Source organism: Janthinobacterium sp. TND4EL3 (assembly GCF_900156175.1).
Taxonomy (GTDB): domain Bacteria; phylum Pseudomonadota; class Gammaproteobacteria; order Burkholderiales; family Burkholderiaceae_D; genus Janthinobacterium.
In genome coordinates this window covers 641,315-660,762 of the sequence record NZ_FTMV01000001.1, presented here as the reverse complement: position 1 = coordinate 660,762, position 19,448 = coordinate 641,315, and the positions used below count along the sequence as shown (strand labels likewise).

Here is a 19,448-nt window from a genome sequence, read left to right as displayed (position 1 = left end):
GTCACCCCGCTAAAAGTAAACAGTGGCCGTGATGGTCGACTTGTAGGTATCGGGCGCCGGCGTCGCCTGCGGCGGAATGTTGCCGTACACGGTGATCGGCTGGGCACTTCCGTTGCCGGTGCCCCCGACGGTATTGGTGCCCTGCGTATCGCCCCACAAGGTGCTGCCCGCCGTCTGGAACAGATTGAATTGCACCGTCCCCAGGTTGCCGCCCGTGCCGCTCAGATAGCGCGTGGTGCCGGTCGAGCCCGTACCCGAGCCCGCCGTCAGCCCGACGTTGTAAGGCGTGGTATTGGTGCAAGTGACATCCACGGTCGTATTGACGTTAACGGCAGTAGCCAGTACACCCTGACTTTGGCCAAAGTCGAGATTGGCAGCCGCAATGGTGCAGTTGGCGATGATTTTCAGGGTGACGTCAAAGGTCGTCGTGTTGCTGCCGTTCAGATACACGGCGGCATCGGCGTAGCCAGGCAGGAAGGCCGTAGCGGCAATGGCGACGCTGGCGGCAGCGATCGAGCGGGGTGATATGACTCGCAACATGATACCTCCTGATGATGGGACATCATTAACGGGCCCATCGGCATGAAGGGCTTCGAGGATAGTCACGGTATTGCCGGCGTTTTCTGGGGCACGCAAACCAGGACGACAAAATACTTGCGCCGAGAGTCGGGAAGCGAGGGACTCCGGCATTTTTTGCAGCATTTGCAAAACAGATTTTTTGGCAAGCGACATTGCTTAAAATCAATGCATGAGCGAATTATTAGCGATCTGGGAAATCCGCGCTTCTTCTCGCGGAGAAACCTCTTTTGAAACACGAGAAAAGCAGAAAAAAAAGAAAAAGCAGGGCATAATAAGCCACAACTTGCTATTTGGTTAAGTCATCCATGCCATGCCATTGACCAGCGAACCCATCAAAAAAAACATCCTGATCGTGGATGATTCCGCGTTCGAGCAGCGCATGCTGATGGAGCTGCTCAGCGAGCAACCCTACCGTTTCAGCATCGCCTTCAATGGCTACCAGGGCTACCAGCTGGCGCTGGCCACGCATCCCGACCTGATCCTGCTCGACGTGCGCATGCCCGAAATGGATGGCTACACGGCGTGCCGCCTGCTCAAGGCGAATCCCGAAACGGAACAGATCCCCGTGATTTTTCTCAGCGGCGCCGATGCCGCCAAAGAACGCCTCATGGGCTTGCAGGTGGGCGGCGTCGATTACATCTCGAAGCCGTTTACGCCGGAAGAACTGGCCGCGCGCATCCATATCCACCTGGGCTTGATGCGTAAAAGCAACAGCACCTTGCCCGCCGCGTCGCCGGCCAGCGAGCGCCAGCAGCATCCCGACCTGGTGTTCGTCAATGCCGTCAAACAACTTATTCTCGATAACCTGGGCAGCCTGCCCAACCTGTCCGAAATCGCCCGCAGCGTGGGCACCTACCGCGAAAAGCTGACCCTGATGTTCCGCGAACAGACAGGCATGACGGTCTTCGCTTTCATCCGCGAGGCGCGCATCGCCCGCGGCGTGGAATTGCTGCAGCAGACCGAGATCGACGTGCAGGATATCGCCCTGCTGATCGGCTTTCACAATGCGGGCAACTTCGCCACGGCCTTCCGCGAACGCATGGGCATCACACCCAGCGCCTACCGCCAGCGCCTGCAGGAGCAGACGGGCCAGCGGCAGGTGTCAAACGGGCACTGAGGGGCACGCATGCCCCCCGCGCCTTAGAACTTGTAGTTCAGCTTGAGCGAGGCGAAGCGTCCGCGCGGGTCGGCTTGCGTATAGTCAAAGCCCGAGGCCGAGTAATCCCACGGCGCGCGCTTGTTGGCCAGGTTCTGCACGATGAAGGTGACGTTCGCCGCCGGCGTGACTTGCCAGCTGGTGGTCACGTCAAACGTGCTGAAGGCGGCCACCGATTCGTCGAGGTGCGTGTTTTGCGCATAGCTGCCGACATAGTTCCAGGTCAGCGTGGACGACCATTTTCCCTGTTCCCAGGTGGCCGAGCTGACGCCGCGCCATTTCGGGATGGAGCCGAAATAGTTGGTGCCGGCGCCGTCCGTCAGCGGCGCGCCGTCGGACAGCGGCTCGGCAAAGCGCAGCACGCGGCTCAGCTGGCCGGCCAGGGTCAGCTTGCCCCAGTCCTTGTCGGTGAAGCGCTGGCGCAGGTCCAGGTCGATGCCCGACACTTCGCGCTGGCCCTGGTTGCGGTACTGGCGATACAGGGTCGTGATGCGCCCGTCGGCGTCGCGCGTGATCTTTTGCGGCGCCGTCGCCTCGTTGGCGATGGTGGTGGTAGCGCTTTCCGTGCCGATCACGCCATCTTGCCTGATGCGGTAGTAATCGAGGCCGATGCTCGAACTGCTGGTGGGCGACACCACCACGCCCAGGTTCAGGTTATTCGACCGTTCAGGACGCAGCGCCGTGTTGGCGATGGTAATGGCCGTCACGCCGCGCGTCTGCGTCGGCGTGATCGGATCGCGCGGATCGAGCACGCTGACATAGCTGACGGCCGTGCTTTGCGTGATTTCCGGCAGCGACGGCGCGCGGAAGCCGCGCGACACGGTGCCGCGCACCAGCAGCCACGGCGCCGCCTGGTAGCGCGCGCTGGCCTTCGGCGAAAACGCATTGCCGAAATCGCTGTAATGGTCGGCGCGGCCCGCCAGGTTGACGGACAGGTCTTTGACCACCGGCACGTTAAATTCGGCAAACAGGGCCGACACGCTGCGCGAGCCGTTGATGATGTTAATCGCCGGGCGCAGCTCGGTGCCCGACAGCACGGCCGTCGAGGTCTGCGAATCCATCTTTTCGCGGCGCCATTGCGCGCCGGCGGCAAAACCCAGCGGGCCGGCAGGCAGTTGCCACAAATCCTTCGCGGCCGAAAAGTCGACGGTGTCGAGCGTCGACTCGGCCGGACGCAGGGTCGACAGGCGCAGGCGGTTGCGCACGGCTTCGCTGTTTTGCGACTGGTCAAAGAAGTTATAGCTGCCGTCGGCCAGCACCTTCTGGAATTCGTAGCGGTTGACGAAGTTCTGCACGGTTTCCTCCAGCTTGCTGCTCGAGTGGCCCACGGCCGCATCCCAGTCCCAGCCCGCCAGGGTGCCCTTGACGCCCGCCAGCGCGCGGTAGAACGTCACCTTGTCCTGCTTCAGGCGCGGTCCCAGGTCGAACAGGGTGGCCGTGAACGGCAGGGGCGTGGCGCCCGGATTGTTCGGATGGCCCACGGGCAGCACGACGGGTATCGTGTCGAGCGCTTGCGTCGCGTTGTTCCACACGCGCGTGGCATTGTTCACCGTCAAGGGCGCGCTGAAGGTCTGGTCGGCGCGCGAATAGCTGTGCAGCAAGTCGACATACGCTTCCGTGTCCGCATTCAGCTTCAGGGTGCCGCGCGCGGCCGAGTGGATGCGCTGGATGCCGGGAATCAGGGTTTTGTATGGCGAGGGGTTGTACGCCAGCACTTGCCCCGTCTTGCCGGGCGTGATGTCGCCATAATTGACCAGTTGCAATGGCCCGCGCACGCCGCCCAGAGTCTTCGTCGGGTCCGTGCCCGCATAGTTGGTGATGGCCCAGCCCAGGCTGCCCCGCTGCTGCTTGCGGAAGTCGGCATCGCGCATCCACGCCACGTCGCTTTGCTGCAACTTGTCGCGCTGCTGCGCATCGACCGAGAAGACCAGGCTGTAGCCGTCTTCTTCCAGCTTGCCGAACCCCGTCTGCAGCGCCGCGCTCTTTTCATGCTGGCCCGTGCCTTCGGTCGAGCCGCCCCACTGCGCCGTGATGTCCGTGCCCGTGAATTCCTTGTACAGGATGATGTTGACGACGCCGGCCACGGCATCGGAACCATAGACGGACGAAGCACCGTCCTTGAGTACCTCGATGCGCTGCACGGCCGCCATCGGCAGGCTGTTCAGGTCGACAAAGGTTTCCTGCAGGTTTTGCGCCGTCGCATAGCTGGCCACGCGCTTGCCATTGACCAGGATCAAGGTATTTTTCTGGCCGATGCCGCGCAAGGACAGGCCCGAGGTGCCGGCCGAGAAGCTGCCCGTATATTGCTCGTTGTAGCTATTGCCGCTGTTGGCGGAAATCGCGCGCAGCACGTCCGACACGCTGGTCTTGCCGCTGGCTTTCAATTCCTTGGCGGTGATGACCTGCACGGCGCTGGCGCCCTCCTTTTCGCTGACACGGATATTCGATCCGGTGACGTTGACGCGCAGCATTTCCTCCTCGGCATGGGCGAAGGCAGGAAAGGCGGCGGCGATGGCAAGACTGATGGCGAGTGGTTTGAACATGGTTTCCTCTTATTGGGATTGCGGCCTTCTTCAGATAAAAAAGGCCGAGCAGGGGCACGCGGGCCGGATGGGCCTGCGGGAATTACGACAACGGGGGGAATGCAGGAATTACGGGATGCGTGGACGCGCACGCATCGGCATCCACTGCGCCATGGATTGCATGGTCAGCTGGTGCCGGGTGGCGGAAAAAATGGCAGAAAGAGTAAAGCGCAACATAAAAGACACCGGTAAGCGGGGAAATGCCACTATATCGCGGCGTCTTTATGGCGTGAACGAATTAAAAATTGAATGTATATACGATTTGGATCTAAAGACTTGGCATTTGACAATATTCACGCATCGGCGATGGGCGCGCTAGTGGCGGGCACAGGCAGTGGTGCGGCTGCCGCGCGGCGCGCCTGTACGCCCCACCAGTACCAGGAAACGAGTGCATTGATCCAGTAGGCGGCGTACAGCACGGCCGTCAGGTGCAGGCCGCGACTGTAGTACAGCGGCACGGCCACCGTGTTGACCAGCAGCCAGAAGCCCCAGGTTTCGATGCGCCGGCTCATCAGCAGGAATTGCGCGATGATGCTGAACACCAGCACGGCGGAATCGATGAAGGGCGCGTAGGCATTCGTGAAACGGTGCAGCAGCATGCCGTAGATGAACACGGCGGCAAAACCGGCAGGCACGATCCAGGCCAGGCTGCGCCAGCCCGTGCGCGTGATCGGCAAGGGCTGGCCGCCCGCGCCGCGCCGCCATTGCAGCCAGCCGATGACGCAGGTGACGATGAAGAACAGCTGCAGCAGCACGTCGGCGTACAGGTTGACCTGGTAAAACAGCACGGCGAACAGCACGCAGCCGACGATGCCGATCCACCAGGAATGAATATTGTTGCGTCCGGCCAGGACGATGGAAACGGTCATCAGCACGTTGGCGGCGATCTCGAGCGGGGGAGTCAAGCGGTCTTCCTTTGCGGGGCAGTGGTTGGGTGCACGGCGCCACTATAGCCGAATACACTGCCCGGTGTCCTGCGCGCCAGAGGCAATTGCAAGGGGGGGCAGGCGGCGAAAACCGCGCAAAAGTCCAGGAAAAACACGCCAGGCAGGCCTTCAGCAGCAGCAACCCTTGACTTCCCTGGCCATTCTGGCAAATTGAATATCAAGTTGAAACTCTATGGAAGCACCCGTATGCGCATGCGCCATCTCCTGTTTGCGGCAGTGCTCGGCGTATCGGCCCTGCCCGCCCTGGCCTGCCGCATGACGATGGCGCTGGAGCAATGGCCGCCGTACGTCTACCGCGATGCCGAGGGCCGCTATACGGGCCTGGACCTGGAATTGCTGAAAGCCATATTCAAGGAAGCCCAGTGCACCCTGGTCACCTTGCCCGAACTGCCCACGGCGCGGCGCCAGTTGCTGTTCCAGAAAGGGGGACTGGACCTGATGCTGGCCGCGTCCGAGACGCCGGAGCGCCAGACATATGCGCGCTTTTCCATCTCGTATCGGGACGAAGCCGTGGGCGTCTTCAGCAAATCCGGCGCGCCTGGGAGCCACCGCCAGATCGCCAGCTTCGCGCAGCTCGCGCGCGGCAAGGCCACCCTGCTGGCGCCCAAAGTCGGCTGGTATGGGGCGCAATACGCCGCGGCGCGGCCGGCGCTGGAAAAGGCCGGCCGCCTGAATGCCTTCGGCACCTTCCAGCAAGGCGTGCGCATGCTCGACGCGGGCCGTGCCGACCTGCTGATGGGCGACGTGCTGGCCGTGCGCCACGAAGCGCGCCTGCAGGGCGTCGCCTTGAGCGCCCTGCCCTTTCTCGCCCTGCGCGCGCCCGTGCACCTGATGCTCAATGCGCACAGCACCAGCACGGCCGACCTGGCGCGCCTGAACGCCGCCATCACCCGCCTGGAACAGCGCGGCGCGCTGGCGGCGATACGCAGCAGCTACGAAGCGCCATAGCGGCGATCAGCCCTTGCCAGCCGCTTCGAGGATCTCCAGCTTCGTTTCGCGGCCATTCTTTTGCACGCCCTGCGCCTTGTCGTAGCTTTCGATCAGGGCGCGGTACGGCGGCACGATGTGGTCCGTCATGATGGCGGCGAATTCCATCGCATCGGCGCGGTTCCAGGTGCTCATCACTTCAGCCAGCACGGCATACGTGTCGATCGGCACGGCGCCGGCCTGCGTCACGCGCGCCACGGTGATATCGGTGGCCATCTTCGACCAATTGCCCGAGGCGTCGATGATGGCAAACACCTTGTAGCCGGCCGCCAGCGCGCTGATGGTGGGGAAGGCCATGCACACGCTGGTAAGCGTGCCGGCGATCAGCAGGGTCTTGCGGCCCGTCTTTTCGATGGCCTCGACCCAGGCCGGGTTGTCCCAGGCGTTGATCTGGCCCGTGCGCGGGATGTAGACGGCGTCCGGGTTGAAGTGGTGGATTTCCGGGATCAGGGGGCCGTTCGGGCCGTCGGGCACGGAAGCGGTGGTAAAGGTCGGCAGGTTGGCCAGGCGCGACAGCTTGGCCAGCGCCGTGACGTGGCCGCGCAGCACGTGCTGCTCGATGTCGCGCACCAGCTGGAACAAGCCGCTCTGGTGGTCGATCAGCAGCATGACGGCGTCGTCGGGATCGATCATCGGTGGCAAACCTTGGAAGTTGGCGGGGGTGCTCATGGTGGTCTCCTGAAAAAACCATGCCGCGGGATGCGGCATGGGTACTGCATAAAATGACTACGGCGCGATGCGGGCGAAGCGGCCGCTGTTGAAATCGTCGAACGCCTGCGCGATTTCCGCCTCGGTATTCATGACGAAGGGGCCATGGCCGACGATGGGTTCATCGATCGGCTCGCCGCTCAGCAGCAGCACCACGGCGTCGTTGTTCGCCTCGACGGTGATGCTGTCGCCGTCGCGCCCGAACAGCGCCATCTGCGCTTCGCGCACCACGCTCTCGCCATTGACCAGCACCGTGCCGTGCAGGACGATCAGCGCCGTGCTCCAGCCGGCGTGCACCGGCAGCTCCGTCAGCTTGCCTTGGGCCAGGCGCACATCCCACACCTGCATCGGCGAGAACGTGCGGGCCGGGCCATGCTGGCCGGCGAATTCGCCGGCGATCACGCGCACGGAGCCTGCGTCGTCCGGCAGCGCCACCGTGGGAATCGTGTCGCTGGTGATGGCCTGGTAGCCGGGCGCCGTCATCTTGTTCTTGGCCGGCAGGTTCACCCACAGCTGCACCATTTCCAGCGTACCGCCCGACTGCGTGAAGGCCGGCGAGTGAAACTCTTCATGCAGGATGCCGGCGCCGGCCGTCATCCACTGCACGTCGCCGGGGCCGATCACGCCGCCCTGGCCCGTCGAATCGCGGTGCGCCACTTCGCCCTTGTAGACGATGGTCACCGTCTCGAAGCCGCGGTGCGGATGCGAGCCGACGCCGGGCGGACGCGTTCCGGGCGCAAATTCGGCGGGGCCGGCATAGTCGAGCAGCAGGAATGGGCTCAGCTGCTTGCCATGGCCGTTGTACGAAAACATCGAGCGCACGGGAAAACCGTCGCCAACCCAGTGCTGGCGCGGTGCGCTGTAGATACCTGTGACTGTGTTCATCTCGATCTCCTGTTGGGGTTTGCATTACGATGGAGACAGGTTACCCTTGCAACGATCAACGCGGTAGACGGTAAAATAGGCCATCAGCGTTCCAAAAATAGAACGATCAAGGAGGCGGCATGCAGGACCTGAATGACTTGTATTATTTTGTGCAGGTGGTCGACCATGGCGGCTTCGCGCCGGCCGGGCGCGCGCTGGGCATGCCGAAATCCAAACTGAGCCGGCGCATCGCGCTGCTCGAAGAGCGCCTGGGCGCGCGCCTGCTGCAGCGCACGACGCGGCATTTCTCCGTCACCGACGTGGGGCAGACGTTTTACGAGCATTGCAAGGCGATGCTGGTGGAAGCGGAGGCGGCGCAGGAAGCGATCGACCTGACGCGCGCCGCGCCGCGCGGCACGGTGCGCCTGTCCTGCCCCATCGCCCTGCTGCACTCCCTGGTCGCGCCCATGCTGGCCGGTTTCATGCGCGAGCATCCGCAGGTGACCCTGCTGCTCGAAGCGAGCAACCGCCGCGTCGACCTGGTGGCCGAGGGCATCGACGTGGCCATCCGCGTGCGCCCGCCGCCGCTGCCCGACAGCGACCTGGTGCTGCGCGTGCTGGCCGAGCGCAGCCAGTGCATGGTGGGCAGCCCGCTGCTGTTCGGCGACGCCCCGCTGCCGAAGGCCCCGGCCGACCTGGCCGACTGGCCCAGCCTGGCCCTGGGCATGCCGCAGCAGCACTACCAGTGGGATTTATATGGCCCGGACGGCGCGCGCGCCCAGCTGCGCCACGCGCCGCGCTTCGTCACGGGCGACATGCTGACCCTGCGCGACGCGGCCGTGGCCGGCGTGGGCGTGGTGCAGCTGCCGACCATGATGATCACCGAACAGGTGGCCGATGGCAGCCTGCTGCCGCTGATGGAGCAGTGGCGGCCGCAGCGCGAAATCATCCACGCCGTCTTCCCGTCGCGGCGCGGCCTGCTGCCGGCCGTGCGCGCGCTGATCGACTACCTGGCGCACAGCTTCGCCGCGCTGGAGGAAGAGTGAGGGTTTTCAGGTACGATGGCGTACTCCCGAATCGCCTGGATACCGCATGCGTTTATTGATTCTGTCGGACCTGCACCATGAGCTATGGCGCGAGCAAGCGCCGCAGGGCGATCTCGCGCTCAGCCGTCCCGACGCCGTGGTCCTGGCCGGCGACATCGATACAGGTTCACGCGCCGTCGCCTGGGCCGCCACCGCGTTTGCGGGCCTGCCCGTGCTGTACGTACACGGCAACCACGAAGGTTATGGCCACCACCTCGACAAGGTGCGCCAGGAACTGCGCGCGGTCTGCGCCGCCACGCCGAACGTGCATTTTCTCGACGCCGATACCCACGTCATCACCGACCCGGCAGGCAACGCCGTGCGCTTCCTGGGCGCCACGCTGTGGACGGATTTCCGCCTGCTGGGCGACGACACGCGGCAAGCGGCCATGCGCGACGCGGAAGCCGTCATGAACGACTACAAGCGCATCCGCCTGGCCAACATGGGCTTTCGCAAGCTGCGCGCGGCCGACACGGCCATGTTCCACGCGCAGCAAAAAGCCTGGCTGGCGCGCGAACTGGCGCAGCCATTCGAGGGCCGCACCGTTGTCATCAGCCACATGGCGCCGTCGCTGCTGTCGGTCGATGATGCCTACGGCAGCGAGGGCTGCTCGCCCGCCTACGCTTCGCGCCTGGACGACCTGGCCGCGCAGGCGGACCTGTGGGTGCACGGCCACCTCCACGTCTCGCGCGATTACCGCATCGGCCCGTGCCGCGTCGTAGCCAACCCCTGCGGCTACAAGACGCGCAGCGGCACGCCGCAAAATCCCCAGTTCAACCCGAACTTCATCGTCGAACTGCCCCCGCGCTAATCCTCGGGCTTCAAGCGTCCCGCCAGCAGTTGCTGCAGCCGGTGCTTGCCGGCCCGGCGCGCGGCCCGTGGCGACGCCTCCGACTGGTGCGCGCCGGCGCCGCCGCGCAGCCTGGCGGCCGCCACCAGCGGATTGCGCGGCTTGGACCGGGCTTTCACTTTGATCTTCATGGTTTCTCCTTTCAGCCCTTGATGCAGACGACCTGGCGCAAGGTATGCACCACTTCCACCAGGTCGCTCTGATGCGCCATGACGGCGTCGATATTTTTATAGGCGGCGGGGATTTCGTCGATCACGCCGCCATCCTTGCGGCACTCGATGCCGGCCGTCTGCTCGGCCAGGTCGAAGCGGTTGAAGCGGCGCTTCGCCTCGCTGCGGCTCATGCTGCGCCCCGCCCCGTGCGAGCAGGAGCAGAACGATTCCGGATTGCCCTTGCCACGCACGATGAAGCTGCGCGCGCCCATGCTGCCGGGAATGATGCCCAGCTCGCCCTGCCGCGCCGAAATGGCGCCCTTGCGCGTCACATATAAATCCTCGTTGCCATGCATTTCGCGCGCGATGTAGTTGTGGTGGCAGTTGATGGCTTCCCCGTCGAGCCGGAACGGCGGAGCAAACGTCGCCAGCACGTCGAGCATGCGGCGCATCATTTCGCTGCGGTTGAGCAGCGCGTAATCCTGCGCCCAATCCACCGCGTCCACGTAGTCGTCGAACAGCGTGGAACCTTCGCTCAGGTACGCCAGGTCCGCGTCCGGCAGCTGCAGCTGGTGACGCCGCATGTCCTTCTGCGCGGCGGAGATAAAGTAACGGCCGATCACGTTGCCAATGCCGCGCGAACCCGAATGCAGCATGACCCACACCCGCTGCTCCTCGTCGAGGCAGAGTTCAATGAAGTGGTTGCCGCCACCCAGGGTGCCGGCCTGGCAAATCCACGTGCGCTCGAACTGGCGCAGCATCTTGGCAATGCCCCGGTGGCGCTCGACGATGCGCGCCAGGCGGTCGCCGAGCGGCCGCACGGCGCGCGCCTGGCGCGAGCCTTGCACGCGGCTCCATTCGTGCTGCTCGAAGCCGACCGGCACTTCCGCTTCGATGGCGCTGCGCAGGCGCGCCAGGTTATCGGGCAGGTCGCTGGCCGTCAGGGTCGTGCGCACGGCGTTCATGCCGCAGCCGATGTCGACGCCAACGGCTGCCGGGATGATGGCGGCGCGCGTGGGAATCACGCTGCCGACGGTAGCGCCGATGCCGGCATGCACGTCGGGCATGGCCGCCACATGCGGATGGACGATGGGCAGGCTGGCAATATTGTGCAGCTGGCGCAGCGCCTGCGCGTCGATATCGTCGGTAAAGATATGCACGGGCACATGGGCGCCGCGCAGTGTCTGATGAATGGGCATAACGTCTTCCTTGGTATTGTCGTTATGCCGGGGTCGTCTAAAACAAAAAACCCCGGCGAGTTTCCTCACCGGGGTTTTGAAGGACACCGGCTCGGGATCGGCAATGCGCCGATGGCCCCGAGCGTCATGCACGGGGCTAGTGGTCGTACAACTTGCTGCCAGCCTGCTCGAACATGGGGTTTCCTTTCTTTTGTCTGGTTAATCTGAACTGCGGACGATGATTCTGCACCTTATGCTGCAGTGCGTCAACCGCTTTTCATGGCAAAGACGCCAACGTTGCTATTTTGTCGCAGCCTCGCCGGCCGCAGCTTTTTCCTTCGCGATGCGCGCATCGAGTTTCGCTTCATTCCTGGCCGCGTAGTTGCGGCACGCCTGCGCATCGATGAAGGGGTTCGGCGTGACGCCTTCCAGCAACTGCGTCAGCTTCTGGTCGCCGCCAGAGTGGTCGGGGTGGGCCGAGATAAGGATGTCGCACGGCAGTCTGGCAAAGTCCTGCATCACGCGGCGGAAGGCCGGCGTCAGGTCCGCATGGCGTTCATCGCCCAGGTAGTGAAAATCGTCGGCCGCCACCGGCGTCAGGCTGGCGCCGAATACCACGTTCAGGCATTGCTCGCGCTCGGCATCCTCGCACGAGACCCAGGTCCAGCTGGTGCTGCCCGGCGTGTGGCCGGGCGTGTAGCGCGCCGTGATGGTCACCTCGCCCAGTTGCAGGGTTTCGCCATCGGCGATCTCGCGCACGTTTTCCACGGCCGGCATGGGGTCGATTTCGCCCGCCTGCGGGTCCATGGCAAGCACCGATCCGGCGCGCAGCGCCTGCGCCCCGAGCGGACTGGCGACCACTTGCGCGCCGCTGTCGCGGGCCAGGGCGGCAATGCCGCCCGAATGGTCGAAATGCGCTTCCGTACTCAGGATGAACTTGATGTCCTCCACACGAAAACCCAGTTCGAGGAGATGCTCCTTGATGGCGGCCACCGACTGCGGCAGCGCGCCGTCGATCAGGATCAGGCCGTCGCGCGTGTGGATCAGCGCCACGCTCAAGCCGCCCACGCCCACGTAATACGTGTCGCCGTGGATGCGTGCCGGCTGCTGCGGGCGGTTCCACTGCGCCGCATACGGCGAGGCGATCGGCTGCGTCAAGGGATCGATGGCGGGCGTAGCGGCATACGCCGTCAGCGGCAGCGCCATGACGGCCAGCGCGATGCTGAGCAGGGACTTGGGAAGGCAGAAAGGCGGCATGCGGCTCCAGTAATGAGTATGCGGTTATCGATACCACAGGGTAACGTCGTCAGCGCCACGCGGTCAAGCGGCCGCCGGCAGCAGTTCTTTTGCGCTACGATAGAGGCCCATATACTGCTCTCCTATTGCCATGCGCCTCCTGATCCTGTCCGACCTGCACCTGGAAGTCTGGGGTGCCGACACGCCCTCCATCGACCTTGCCGCCAGCCGCCCCGACGTGGTGATCCTGGCCGGCGACATCGACACGGGCAGCAATGCCATCGCCTGGGCAGCGCGCACTTTCGGCGCCCTGCCCGTGCTGTACGTGCACGGCAATCACGAGGGCTATGGGCACCAGCTCGAACACATGCAGGACGCGGTGCGCGACGCCTGTGCCAGCGCCCATGCCCACGGCGCCAATATCGGCCTGCTCGACGGCGACGCCGTGGTACTCGACGGCGTGCGTTTCCTCGGTATTACGCTATGGACGGATTTTTTGCTCTTCGGTGCGGAGCGCCAGGAAGAAGCGCTCAACGCGGCGCAAGCGTACATGCCCGACTACAAGCGCATCAGCACGGGCGGCGACGCGCCGCGCCTCTTGTGTGCCAGCGACACGGCGCAGCTGCACGCGCAGCATCGCTCGTGGCTGGAGCGGCAGCTGGCGCAACCGTTCGATGGCAAGACGGTCGTCATCACGCACATGGCACCGTCGATGCTGTCGGTGGACGCGCAATATGCGACGAACCTCGGTTCACCCGCCTTCGCCTCGCAGCTCGACGAGCTGGTAGCCCAGGCCGACCTGTGGGTGCATGGCCACATGCATGCCTCGCTCGACTACCGCGTCCAGGACTGCCGCGTCGTCTGCAACCCCTGCGGCTACAAGCGTCCCGACGGCACGCCGGAAAACGATCGCTACGATTCCGGCTTTATCGTCGAACTGGCCAACGCGGTTTAACGCTTTCCATAGCGCAGCTGCGCCACGCCGCTGGGCAGCTGGCGCGTTGCTTCCAGACGCCAGTGGCTGCGCGGCAAGCCGTCCTCGAACAGGCGCACGCCGCGCCCCAGCACCACGGGCAGCACGGACAGGGTCAGGCCGTCGATGACGCCCTCGCGCAAGGCCGCGCGGATGACGGCGCCGCCGTCGAGATACACGTGGCGGCAGCCTTCCCCGGCCAGTACCTCCAGCACGTCCCGCACGCCGCCCGCGCGGCGCTGCTCGCCATGGCGCGGCGCGAAGTCGCGGTGGCTCAATACCACCACGCGCTTGCCCGCATACGGCCATGGCTCGAACCCCAGCACGGCGTCATACGTGGTGCGGCCGATCAGCAAGGTATCGACCTGCGCCATCAAGGCCGTGTAGCCGGTGGCCTCGGGCGAGTCGGGCGCCAGCTCGGCCAGCCAGGACAGGTCGCCGTTTTCCCCTGCGATGCAGCCGTCGATGCTGATGCCGAGAAAAACGCTGACGAACGGTTTTTGCATGATGTGCCTTCCAATTAATTCTACAGTGTAGAATTATGCCCATGAACTCCACAAAACTTCAAGCCATTGCAAATCCCGTGCGCCGCGCGGGCCGCCCCCGCCGCGCCGCGCCCGCGCTGGACAGCGCCAGCATCCTGCCGGCGGCCCTGGCCCTGCTGGAAGAACAAGGCGACGCGTTTTCCATGCGCGCGCTGGCGCAAAGCCTGGGCGTCGACGCCATGGCCGTGTATCACTATTACGCGGGAAAAGAGGAATTATTGCTGGCCTTGATGGCGCAGCGTTTTGCCGCGCTCGATCCGTGCCAGCCGCCGTTTACGCGGCGCCAAACGCCGCAGCGGCGCCTGCTCGCGCTGTGCGCGCTGTACCTGGAACTGGTCAGCGCCACGCCGTATTTCGTGCGCCTGATGGCGCGCGGGCTGGTGACGCAAGCCGACGTGGCGGAGCGCTTTACGGCGCTGTTCGAGTTGGCCCTGGACGGCCTTGATCTGCCGCAAAATATCCAGCTGCGTGGCCGCGATGCACTCGTCGATTTTTTGCACGGCTATGCGCTGGCGGGCAGGCCGGCCGGCGAGACGCGGTGGCACGCCTCGATTTCTCTGATCCTGGCCGGCATGCGCGCAAGCGCTTAATTGAACTTCTTGAAATCCGGCTTGCGCTTCTCAAAGAAGGCCGTAAACGCTTCCTTCGCCTCGGCGCCGCCCAGCATGGCGCTAAAGAGCTTGTTTTCGTCGGCGATGGCTGCCTTCATCGGTTCCATGCGGCTTTGCTTCATCAGGCGCTTGGTGGCGCGGATGGATGCGGCTGGCAATGCCACCAGCTTGGCGGCCTGGCCTTGCGCGAACGTCATCAGCTCGTACAGGGGCACGACTTTCGACACGAGGCCCATTTCCAGCGCTTCGCTGGCGGGGAAGGACTCGCCGAGCATCAGTTTTTCCGCCGCGCGCGGGTAGCCGGCCAGTTGCGTGAGCAGCAGGCTGGAGCCGAATTCCGGGCACAGGCCCAGCTGCGTGAATGGCATCGAGAAGCTGGCGTTGTCGGCCGCGTAGACGAGGTCGCAGTGCATCAGCAAGGTCGTGCCGATGCCGATGGCGGGGCCGGAAACGGCCGCCACCACGGGCTTGCTGCTGCCGTACAGCGCGCGCATGAACTGGAACACGGGACGGTCATGGTCGAGCGAGCCATCCTTCGGGCGCGCCGTCTTCATGAAATCATCGAGGTCATTGCCGGCCGTGAAAATCTCGCGCTTGCCGCAGATCAGGATGGCACGGACGTCATCGTCCGTCTCGGCCGCCACCAGCGCGTCGGCCAGGGTCTGGTACATGGCGCCCGTGATCGCATTCTTGCGTTCCAGGCGGTTGAATTCCAGGGTCAGAATGCCCTCGCTCTTGCTGCACACAATATCCATGTCGTCTCCAAAAAGATAAAGGGCGCCGGAGTCATCCCTCAGCGCCCTGTTTTATAGCCTTAGTCCGTCGAACTTAGACGCGTTCAAAAATTCCGGCGGCGCCCATGCCGGCGCCCACGCACATCGTGACCATGCCGTACTTCTGCTTGGTGCGCTGCAGCGCGTGGATCACGGTCGCGGCGCGGATGGCACCGGTGGCGCCCAGCGGGTGGCCCAGGGCGATCGCGCCGCCCATCGGGTTGACCTTCGATGGATCCAGGCCCAGGTCGCCGATCACGGCCAGGGCTTGCGCCGCAAACGCTTCGTTCAGCTCGATCCAGTCCAACTGGTCTTGCGTGATGCCGGCGGCGGCGCACGCTGCCGGAATGGCGAATTTCGGACCGATGCCCATGATTTCCGGCGGCACGCCGCGCACGGCGAACGAGGAGAATTTCGCCAGCGGGGTCAGGTTGTGCTCGCGCAAAATCTTCTCGCTGACGATCAAGAGCGCACCGGCGCCGTCGGACATCTGCGAGCTGTTGGCGGCCGTGACGGTACCCTTGGCGGCAAATACGGGTTTGAGTTTTGCCAGCGACTCCATCGACGAATCGGCGCGCGCGCCTTCGTCGGTATCGACGGTGCGGCGGCTCACATCAACCTGGCCGGTGGCCAGGTTCGGCGTGCGCGTGATGATTTCCACGGGCGTCGTTTCCGCCTTGAAGAAACCGGCTTGCTGCGCGGCGATGGCGCGGCGGTGCGATTCGACGGAGAACGCGTCCTGCTGTTCGCGCGACACTTTCCATTGCTGCGCCACTTTCTCGGCCGTCAGGCCCATGCCGTAGGCCATGCCGATGTTTTCATCGCTGAACATGTCCAAGTTCATCGACGGGTGGTGGCCCATCATCGGCACCATCGACATCGATTCGATGCCGCCGGCGATCATCACGTCGGCTTCGCCCACGCGGATGCGGTCGGCCGCCATGGCAATCGCCGTGATGCCCGACGCGCAGTAACGGTTGACGGTAACGCCGCCGACGGTTTTCGGCAAGCCGGCCAGCAGCACCGAGTTACGCGCAATGTTGAAGCCCTGCTCCGCTTCCGGGAACGAGCAGCCGATGATCGCGTCGGTGATCAGGGCCGGATCCAGGCCAGGCGCCTGTGCCAGGGCCGATTGCAGCACGCGCACCAGCAGGTCGTCCGGGCGTGTGTTCTTGAACATGCCGCGCGGCGCCTTGCCGATCGGGGTGCGGGTTGCAGAGACGATGTACGCGTCTTGAAGTTGTTTGCTCATTTTGTTCTTTCAAAGATGTTGAACGAGGTTCGTGTTCTGTCGAATGTCCGGGGTGGCGGTCTATCGCTTCTGCGACAGATACCAGTCCACCGTCACCTGTGCCGCCAGCGTGCCTTCGGCATCGAAAATATCGACTGCCACGGGAAACGCCACCTTGCCATCCTGCGCCAGCTGCGCCTTCAAGGCCGCCAGGTCGCCAGGTACCCGGCCTTCGGCGCGCGTCGCGCCCCGGGCCAGCTTCTGGTACTGGATGCGCGACTCCTTGGCCACCGGGCGCAAGCCCAGTATCAGCTCGGCGAAGCCGCCAGCCATGGCCGCGCCGGAAGCCGTTTCGGCCAGGGTGAACAAGGCGCCCGCATGCTGCGTGCCCAGGTGATTATGCAGTTTGGGATCGTCCGGCAGCGACACCTTCGAGGTGCCGGCGCCGATGTCGTCGATGCTGATCCCCAGCAGCCGCACGAAGGGCAAGGTGTCCATCATCTGTTGTTTGATACGGTCATACACCATGCTTGGCCTCACGCGCAGCAATACTTTAAAAACAAGGGACAGGATCGTCATCGACGTTGTGCTTAGTTGCGTACCGGCTTACCGGTCTGCATCATGCCCATGATCCGTTCCTGGGTTTTCGGATGGTTCAACAGCTCCAGGAATGCCTTGCGTTCCATATCCAGCAGCCACTGTTCGCTGACGAAACTGCCCTGGTCCACGTCGCCGCCCGATACGATCTCGGCGATCATCTCGCCCAGCTTGAAATCGTGCGCCGAAATGAAGCCGCCGTCGCGCATGTTGACCAGCTGCGCCTTGATGGTGCCCCAGCCGTAGCGGCCCGTCACCTGGATCAGCGACGGCAGCTGCGGACGGAAGCCCGCGTCGAACATGGCGCGCGCTTCAACCTTGGCCACGTGCAGCAGCTCGTAGGCGTTGAACACGATCACGTCGTCTTCCTTCAGGTAGCCCATCTTCTTCGCTTCCAGCGCCGATTTCGACACGTTGGCGGTGGCCGCATTGGTGAAGCCCGTTTTCAGGAATTGCAGGATATCGTTACCCTTGGCTTCCTTGTAGGCGCGCTGCGCCGCTTCCTTCAAGCCGCCGCCGGCAGGAATCAGGCCCACGCCCACTTCCACCAGGCCGATATACGACTCGATCGAGGCCACGCGCTTCGATGCATGCAGCGCCAGCTCGCAACCGCCGCCCAGTGCCAGGCCGGCGACCGCGGCGATCACCGGCACGTTCGCGTATTTCAGCGACATGAAGGTGTTCTGCAGTTCGGCGATGATAGGATCGACGGCTTTCACGCCGCCTTGCATGAAGGCCGGCAGGGCCGATTGCAGGTCGGCGCCGGCCGAGAAGGCGCCGCCTTCGGCTGCGTCGGCGTGCCAGATCACCAGGCCCTTGAAGTTCTTTTCCGCTTCGGCCAGGGCCAGTTTCAGGCCATTGATGACGCCTTCGCCGATCACGTGCATCTTGGTCTTGAACGAGATGATCAGGACGTCGTCGCCCGTATGCCAGACGCGCACGGATTCGTCTTCGAAGACGGTGGTGCCGGCGGTCTTGCCGTCGATGGCGCCGCTGCCCAAGACCGGCGCGCGGAACGGCTGGCGGTCGTAGACGGCCAGGCTGGAACGTGGCACGAAGCTGTTCGACACGGCGGAGTACGAACCTTCCGGCGTGTGCACGCCGCCTTTTTCAGCGACCGGACCTTCGAATACCCAGGCAGGCAACGGTGCGTTGCACAGCGCATGGCCGGCGTCGATGTCTTCCTTGACCCAGTTGGCCACTTGCAGCCAGTTCGATGCCTGCCACGTTTCAAACGGGCCCACGTTCCAGCCGAAGCCCCAGCGCATGGCGAAGTCAATGTCGCGCGCGTTGTCGGCGACGGTATCGAGGTGAATGGCGATGTAATGGAAAGCGTCGCGGAAGATCGCCCACAGGAACTGGCCTTGCGGATTCGTCGATTCGCGCAGCGCCTTCATCTTCTTGACCGGATCCTTTTCCTTCAGGATGCGGGCGATGATGTCGGCCGCCTTGGCGCCGCCGGCCACGTATTCACCGGTGGCGAAATCGAGGCGTTGGATTTCCTTGCCAACCTTCTTGTAGAAGCCCGCGCCGCTTTTCTGGCCCAGCGCGCCTTTTTCCACCAGCTGCGCCAGCACGGCCGGCGTCTTGTAGACGGCGGCGAACGGATCGTTCGGCAGGTAGTCCTGCATGGTCTTGATCACATGGCCCATGGTGTCCAGGCCGACCACGTCCGCCGTGCGGAAGGTGCCCGACTTGGCGCGGCCCAGCTTGGAACCCGTCAGGTCATCGACGACGTCCACGGACAGGCCGAATTTTTCCGCTTCGTGCACGATGGCCAGGATGCCGAACACGCCCACGCGGTTGGCGATGAAGTTCGGCGTGTCCTTGGCGCGGACCACGCCCTTGCCCAGGGTGGTGGTCAAAAAGCCTTCCAGCTGGTCGGCGATTTCAGGCTTGGTGAACGCGGTCGGGATGATCTCGACCAGGTGCATATAGCGCGGCGGATTGAAGAAATGCACGCCGCAGTAGCGCGACTTCAGGTCGGCGTCGAAGCCTTCGGCCAGCTTGGTGATCGACAGGCCCGAGGTGTTCGAGGCGAAGATCGCGTTCGGGCCGATGTGCGGCGCGACCTTCTGGTACAGGTCGTGTTTCCAGTCCATGCGCTCGGCGATGGCTTCGATGATCAGGTCGCAACCGGCCAGCAGGTCCAGGTTGTCTTCGTAGTTGGCTACCTGGATCAGCGCGGCGTCATCCTTGTTGCCCAGCGGCGCAGGCGACAGCTTTTTCAGGTTCTCGATGGCACGCAGCACGATGCCATTCTTCGGGCCTTCCTTGGCCGGCAGGTCGAACAGCACGACCGGCACTTTCGCGTTGATGCAATGGGCGGCGATCTGCGCGCCCATCACGCCGGCGCCGAGGACGGCTACTTTTTTAACGATGAAATTGGTCATA

Annotated in this window: 20 protein-coding genes; 7 read left to right on the top strand and 13 right to left on the bottom strand. The window is 64.1% G+C overall.

Annotation, left to right across the window (positions count from 1 at the left end):
* Positions 1 to 9: 9 nt before the first annotated feature.
* Entirely contained in the window at positions 10 to 540 is a 531-nt protein-coding gene (locus BXA07_RS03000; protein WP_076565416.1) for a Csu type fimbrial protein, read from the bottom strand.
* A 208-nt stretch (positions 541 to 748) separates the two neighbouring features.
* On the opposite strand from BXA07_RS03000, the gene BXA07_RS31560 reads away from it, so the two are divergent.
* Positions 749 to 877, top strand: a complete 129-nt coding sequence (locus tag BXA07_RS31560; RefSeq protein ID WP_264296508.1) for a hypothetical protein — start codon at positions 749 to 751, stop codon at positions 875 to 877.
* Between the two features lie 12 nt (positions 878 to 889).
* Positions 890 to 1,696, top strand: coding sequence for a response regulator transcription factor (locus tag BXA07_RS02995; protein ID WP_076565415.1), 807 nt, complete (start codon positions 890 to 892; stop codon positions 1,694 to 1,696).
* A 23-nt stretch (positions 1,697 to 1,719) separates the two neighbouring features.
* On the opposite strand, the gene BXA07_RS02990 is transcribed toward BXA07_RS02995, so the two are convergent.
* Both BXA07_RS02990 and pnuC read right to left on the bottom strand, forming a co-directional pair.
* Positions 1,720 to 4,278 (bottom strand): TonB-dependent receptor, encoded by a 2,559-nt coding sequence (locus BXA07_RS02990; RefSeq protein WP_076565413.1) that lies wholly within the window; start codon positions 4,276 to 4,278, stop codon positions 1,720 to 1,722.
* 332 nt (positions 4,279 to 4,610) lie between these two features.
* On the bottom strand, positions 4,611 to 5,222 hold the full coding sequence (gene pnuC / locus BXA07_RS02985) for a nicotinamide riboside transporter PnuC (protein ID WP_076565412.1): 612 nt from the start codon (positions 5,220 to 5,222) through the stop codon (positions 4,611 to 4,613).
* A 228-nt stretch (positions 5,223 to 5,450) separates the two neighbouring features.
* Between pnuC and BXA07_RS02980 the strand changes: the two genes are divergently transcribed.
* On the top strand, positions 5,451 to 6,212 hold the full coding sequence (locus BXA07_RS02980) for a substrate-binding periplasmic protein (protein WP_076565410.1): 762 nt from the start codon (positions 5,451 to 5,453) through the stop codon (positions 6,210 to 6,212).
* Between the two features lie 6 nt (positions 6,213 to 6,218).
* Here the strand turns inward: BXA07_RS02980 and BXA07_RS02975 are convergent, their stop codons facing one another.
* Together BXA07_RS02975 and BXA07_RS02970 are read right to left on the bottom strand one after the other, a co-directional pair.
* Positions 6,219 to 6,920 (bottom strand): isochorismatase family protein, encoded by a 702-nt coding sequence (locus tag BXA07_RS02975; protein WP_212592259.1) that lies wholly within the window; start codon positions 6,918 to 6,920, stop codon positions 6,219 to 6,221.
* 57 nt (positions 6,921 to 6,977) lie between these two features.
* A complete protein-coding gene (locus BXA07_RS02970) occupies positions 6,978 to 7,844 on the bottom strand; it encodes a pirin family protein (RefSeq protein WP_076565409.1) in 867 nt (288 codons plus the stop codon).
* Between the two features lie 119 nt (positions 7,845 to 7,963).
* Here BXA07_RS02970 and BXA07_RS02965 point away from each other — a divergent pair, with 119 nt between their 5' ends.
* Together BXA07_RS02965 and BXA07_RS02960 are read left to right on the top strand one after the other, a co-directional pair.
* Positions 7,964 to 8,869: a LysR family transcriptional regulator gene (locus tag BXA07_RS02965; RefSeq protein ID WP_076565407.1), complete on the top strand. Its 906-nt coding sequence runs from the start codon at positions 7,964 to 7,966 to the stop codon at positions 8,867 to 8,869.
* Between the two features lie 46 nt (positions 8,870 to 8,915).
* Positions 8,916 to 9,719, top strand: a complete 804-nt coding sequence (locus BXA07_RS02960; protein WP_076565406.1) for a metallophosphoesterase — start codon at positions 8,916 to 8,918, stop codon at positions 9,717 to 9,719.
* On the opposite strand, the gene BXA07_RS30725 is transcribed toward BXA07_RS02960, so the two are convergent.
* The 3 genes from BXA07_RS30725 to bla all read right to left on the bottom strand — a co-directional run bounded on the left by BXA07_RS30725 (position 9,716) and on the right by bla (position 12,345).
* The gene (locus BXA07_RS30725; protein ID WP_170909596.1) at positions 9,716 to 9,889 is read right to left on the bottom strand and encodes a hypothetical protein; all 174 of its coding nucleotides are present in this window, start codon (positions 9,887 to 9,889) and stop codon (positions 9,716 to 9,718) included. The two genes, BXA07_RS02960 and BXA07_RS30725, sit on opposite strands and share 4 nt — an antisense overlap.
* 11 nt (positions 9,890 to 9,900) lie before the next feature.
* Positions 9,901 to 11,109 (bottom strand): RtcB family protein, encoded by a 1,209-nt coding sequence (locus BXA07_RS02955; RefSeq protein WP_076565404.1) that lies wholly within the window; start codon positions 11,107 to 11,109, stop codon positions 9,901 to 9,903.
* Between the two features lie 279 nt (positions 11,110 to 11,388).
* On the bottom strand, positions 11,389 to 12,345 hold the full coding sequence (gene bla / locus BXA07_RS02950) for a subclass B3 metallo-beta-lactamase (RefSeq protein WP_076565402.1): 957 nt from the start codon (positions 12,343 to 12,345) through the stop codon (positions 11,389 to 11,391).
* 130 nt (positions 12,346 to 12,475) lie between these two features.
* Between bla and BXA07_RS02945 the strand changes: the two genes are divergently transcribed.
* Complete coding sequence (locus BXA07_RS02945) at positions 12,476 to 13,279, top strand: metallophosphoesterase family protein (RefSeq protein WP_076565399.1); 804 nt, start codon at positions 12,476 to 12,478, stop codon at positions 13,277 to 13,279.
* On the opposite strand, the gene BXA07_RS02940 is transcribed toward BXA07_RS02945, so the two are convergent.
* The gene (locus tag BXA07_RS02940; protein ID WP_076565397.1) at positions 13,276 to 13,803 is read right to left on the bottom strand and encodes a dihydrofolate reductase family protein; all 528 of its coding nucleotides are present in this window, start codon (positions 13,801 to 13,803) and stop codon (positions 13,276 to 13,278) included. The genes BXA07_RS02945 and BXA07_RS02940 overlap by 4 nt on opposite strands.
* A 41-nt stretch (positions 13,804 to 13,844) precedes the next feature.
* Here BXA07_RS02940 and BXA07_RS02935 point away from each other — a divergent pair, with 41 nt between their 5' ends.
* Positions 13,845 to 14,432, top strand: coding sequence for a TetR/AcrR family transcriptional regulator (locus BXA07_RS02935; RefSeq protein WP_170909595.1), 588 nt, complete (start codon positions 13,845 to 13,847; stop codon positions 14,430 to 14,432).
* Here BXA07_RS02935 and BXA07_RS02930 read toward each other — a convergent pair.
* The 4 genes from BXA07_RS02930 to BXA07_RS02915 form a co-directional block, all read right to left on the bottom strand.
* On the bottom strand, positions 14,429 to 15,208 hold the full coding sequence (locus tag BXA07_RS02930; RefSeq protein ID WP_076565394.1) for an enoyl-CoA hydratase: 780 nt from the start codon (positions 15,206 to 15,208) through the stop codon (positions 14,429 to 14,431). The two genes, BXA07_RS02935 and BXA07_RS02930, sit on opposite strands and share 4 nt — an antisense overlap.
* 73 nt (positions 15,209 to 15,281) lie before the next feature.
* On the bottom strand, positions 15,282 to 16,478 hold the full coding sequence (locus tag BXA07_RS02925) for an acetyl-CoA C-acyltransferase (protein WP_076565392.1): 1,197 nt from the start codon (positions 16,476 to 16,478) through the stop codon (positions 15,282 to 15,284).
* Positions 16,479 to 16,538: 60 nt separating this feature from the next.
* On the bottom strand, positions 16,539 to 17,036 hold the full coding sequence (locus tag BXA07_RS02920) for a PaaI family thioesterase (RefSeq protein WP_244556152.1): 498 nt from the start codon (positions 17,034 to 17,036) through the stop codon (positions 16,539 to 16,541).
* A gap of 11 nt (positions 17,037 to 17,047) precedes the next feature.
* A complete protein-coding gene (locus BXA07_RS02915) occupies positions 17,048 to 19,447 on the bottom strand; it encodes a 3-hydroxyacyl-CoA dehydrogenase/enoyl-CoA hydratase family protein (protein ID WP_076565389.1) in 2,400 nt (799 codons plus the stop codon).
* Position 19,448 lies beyond the last annotated feature (1 nt).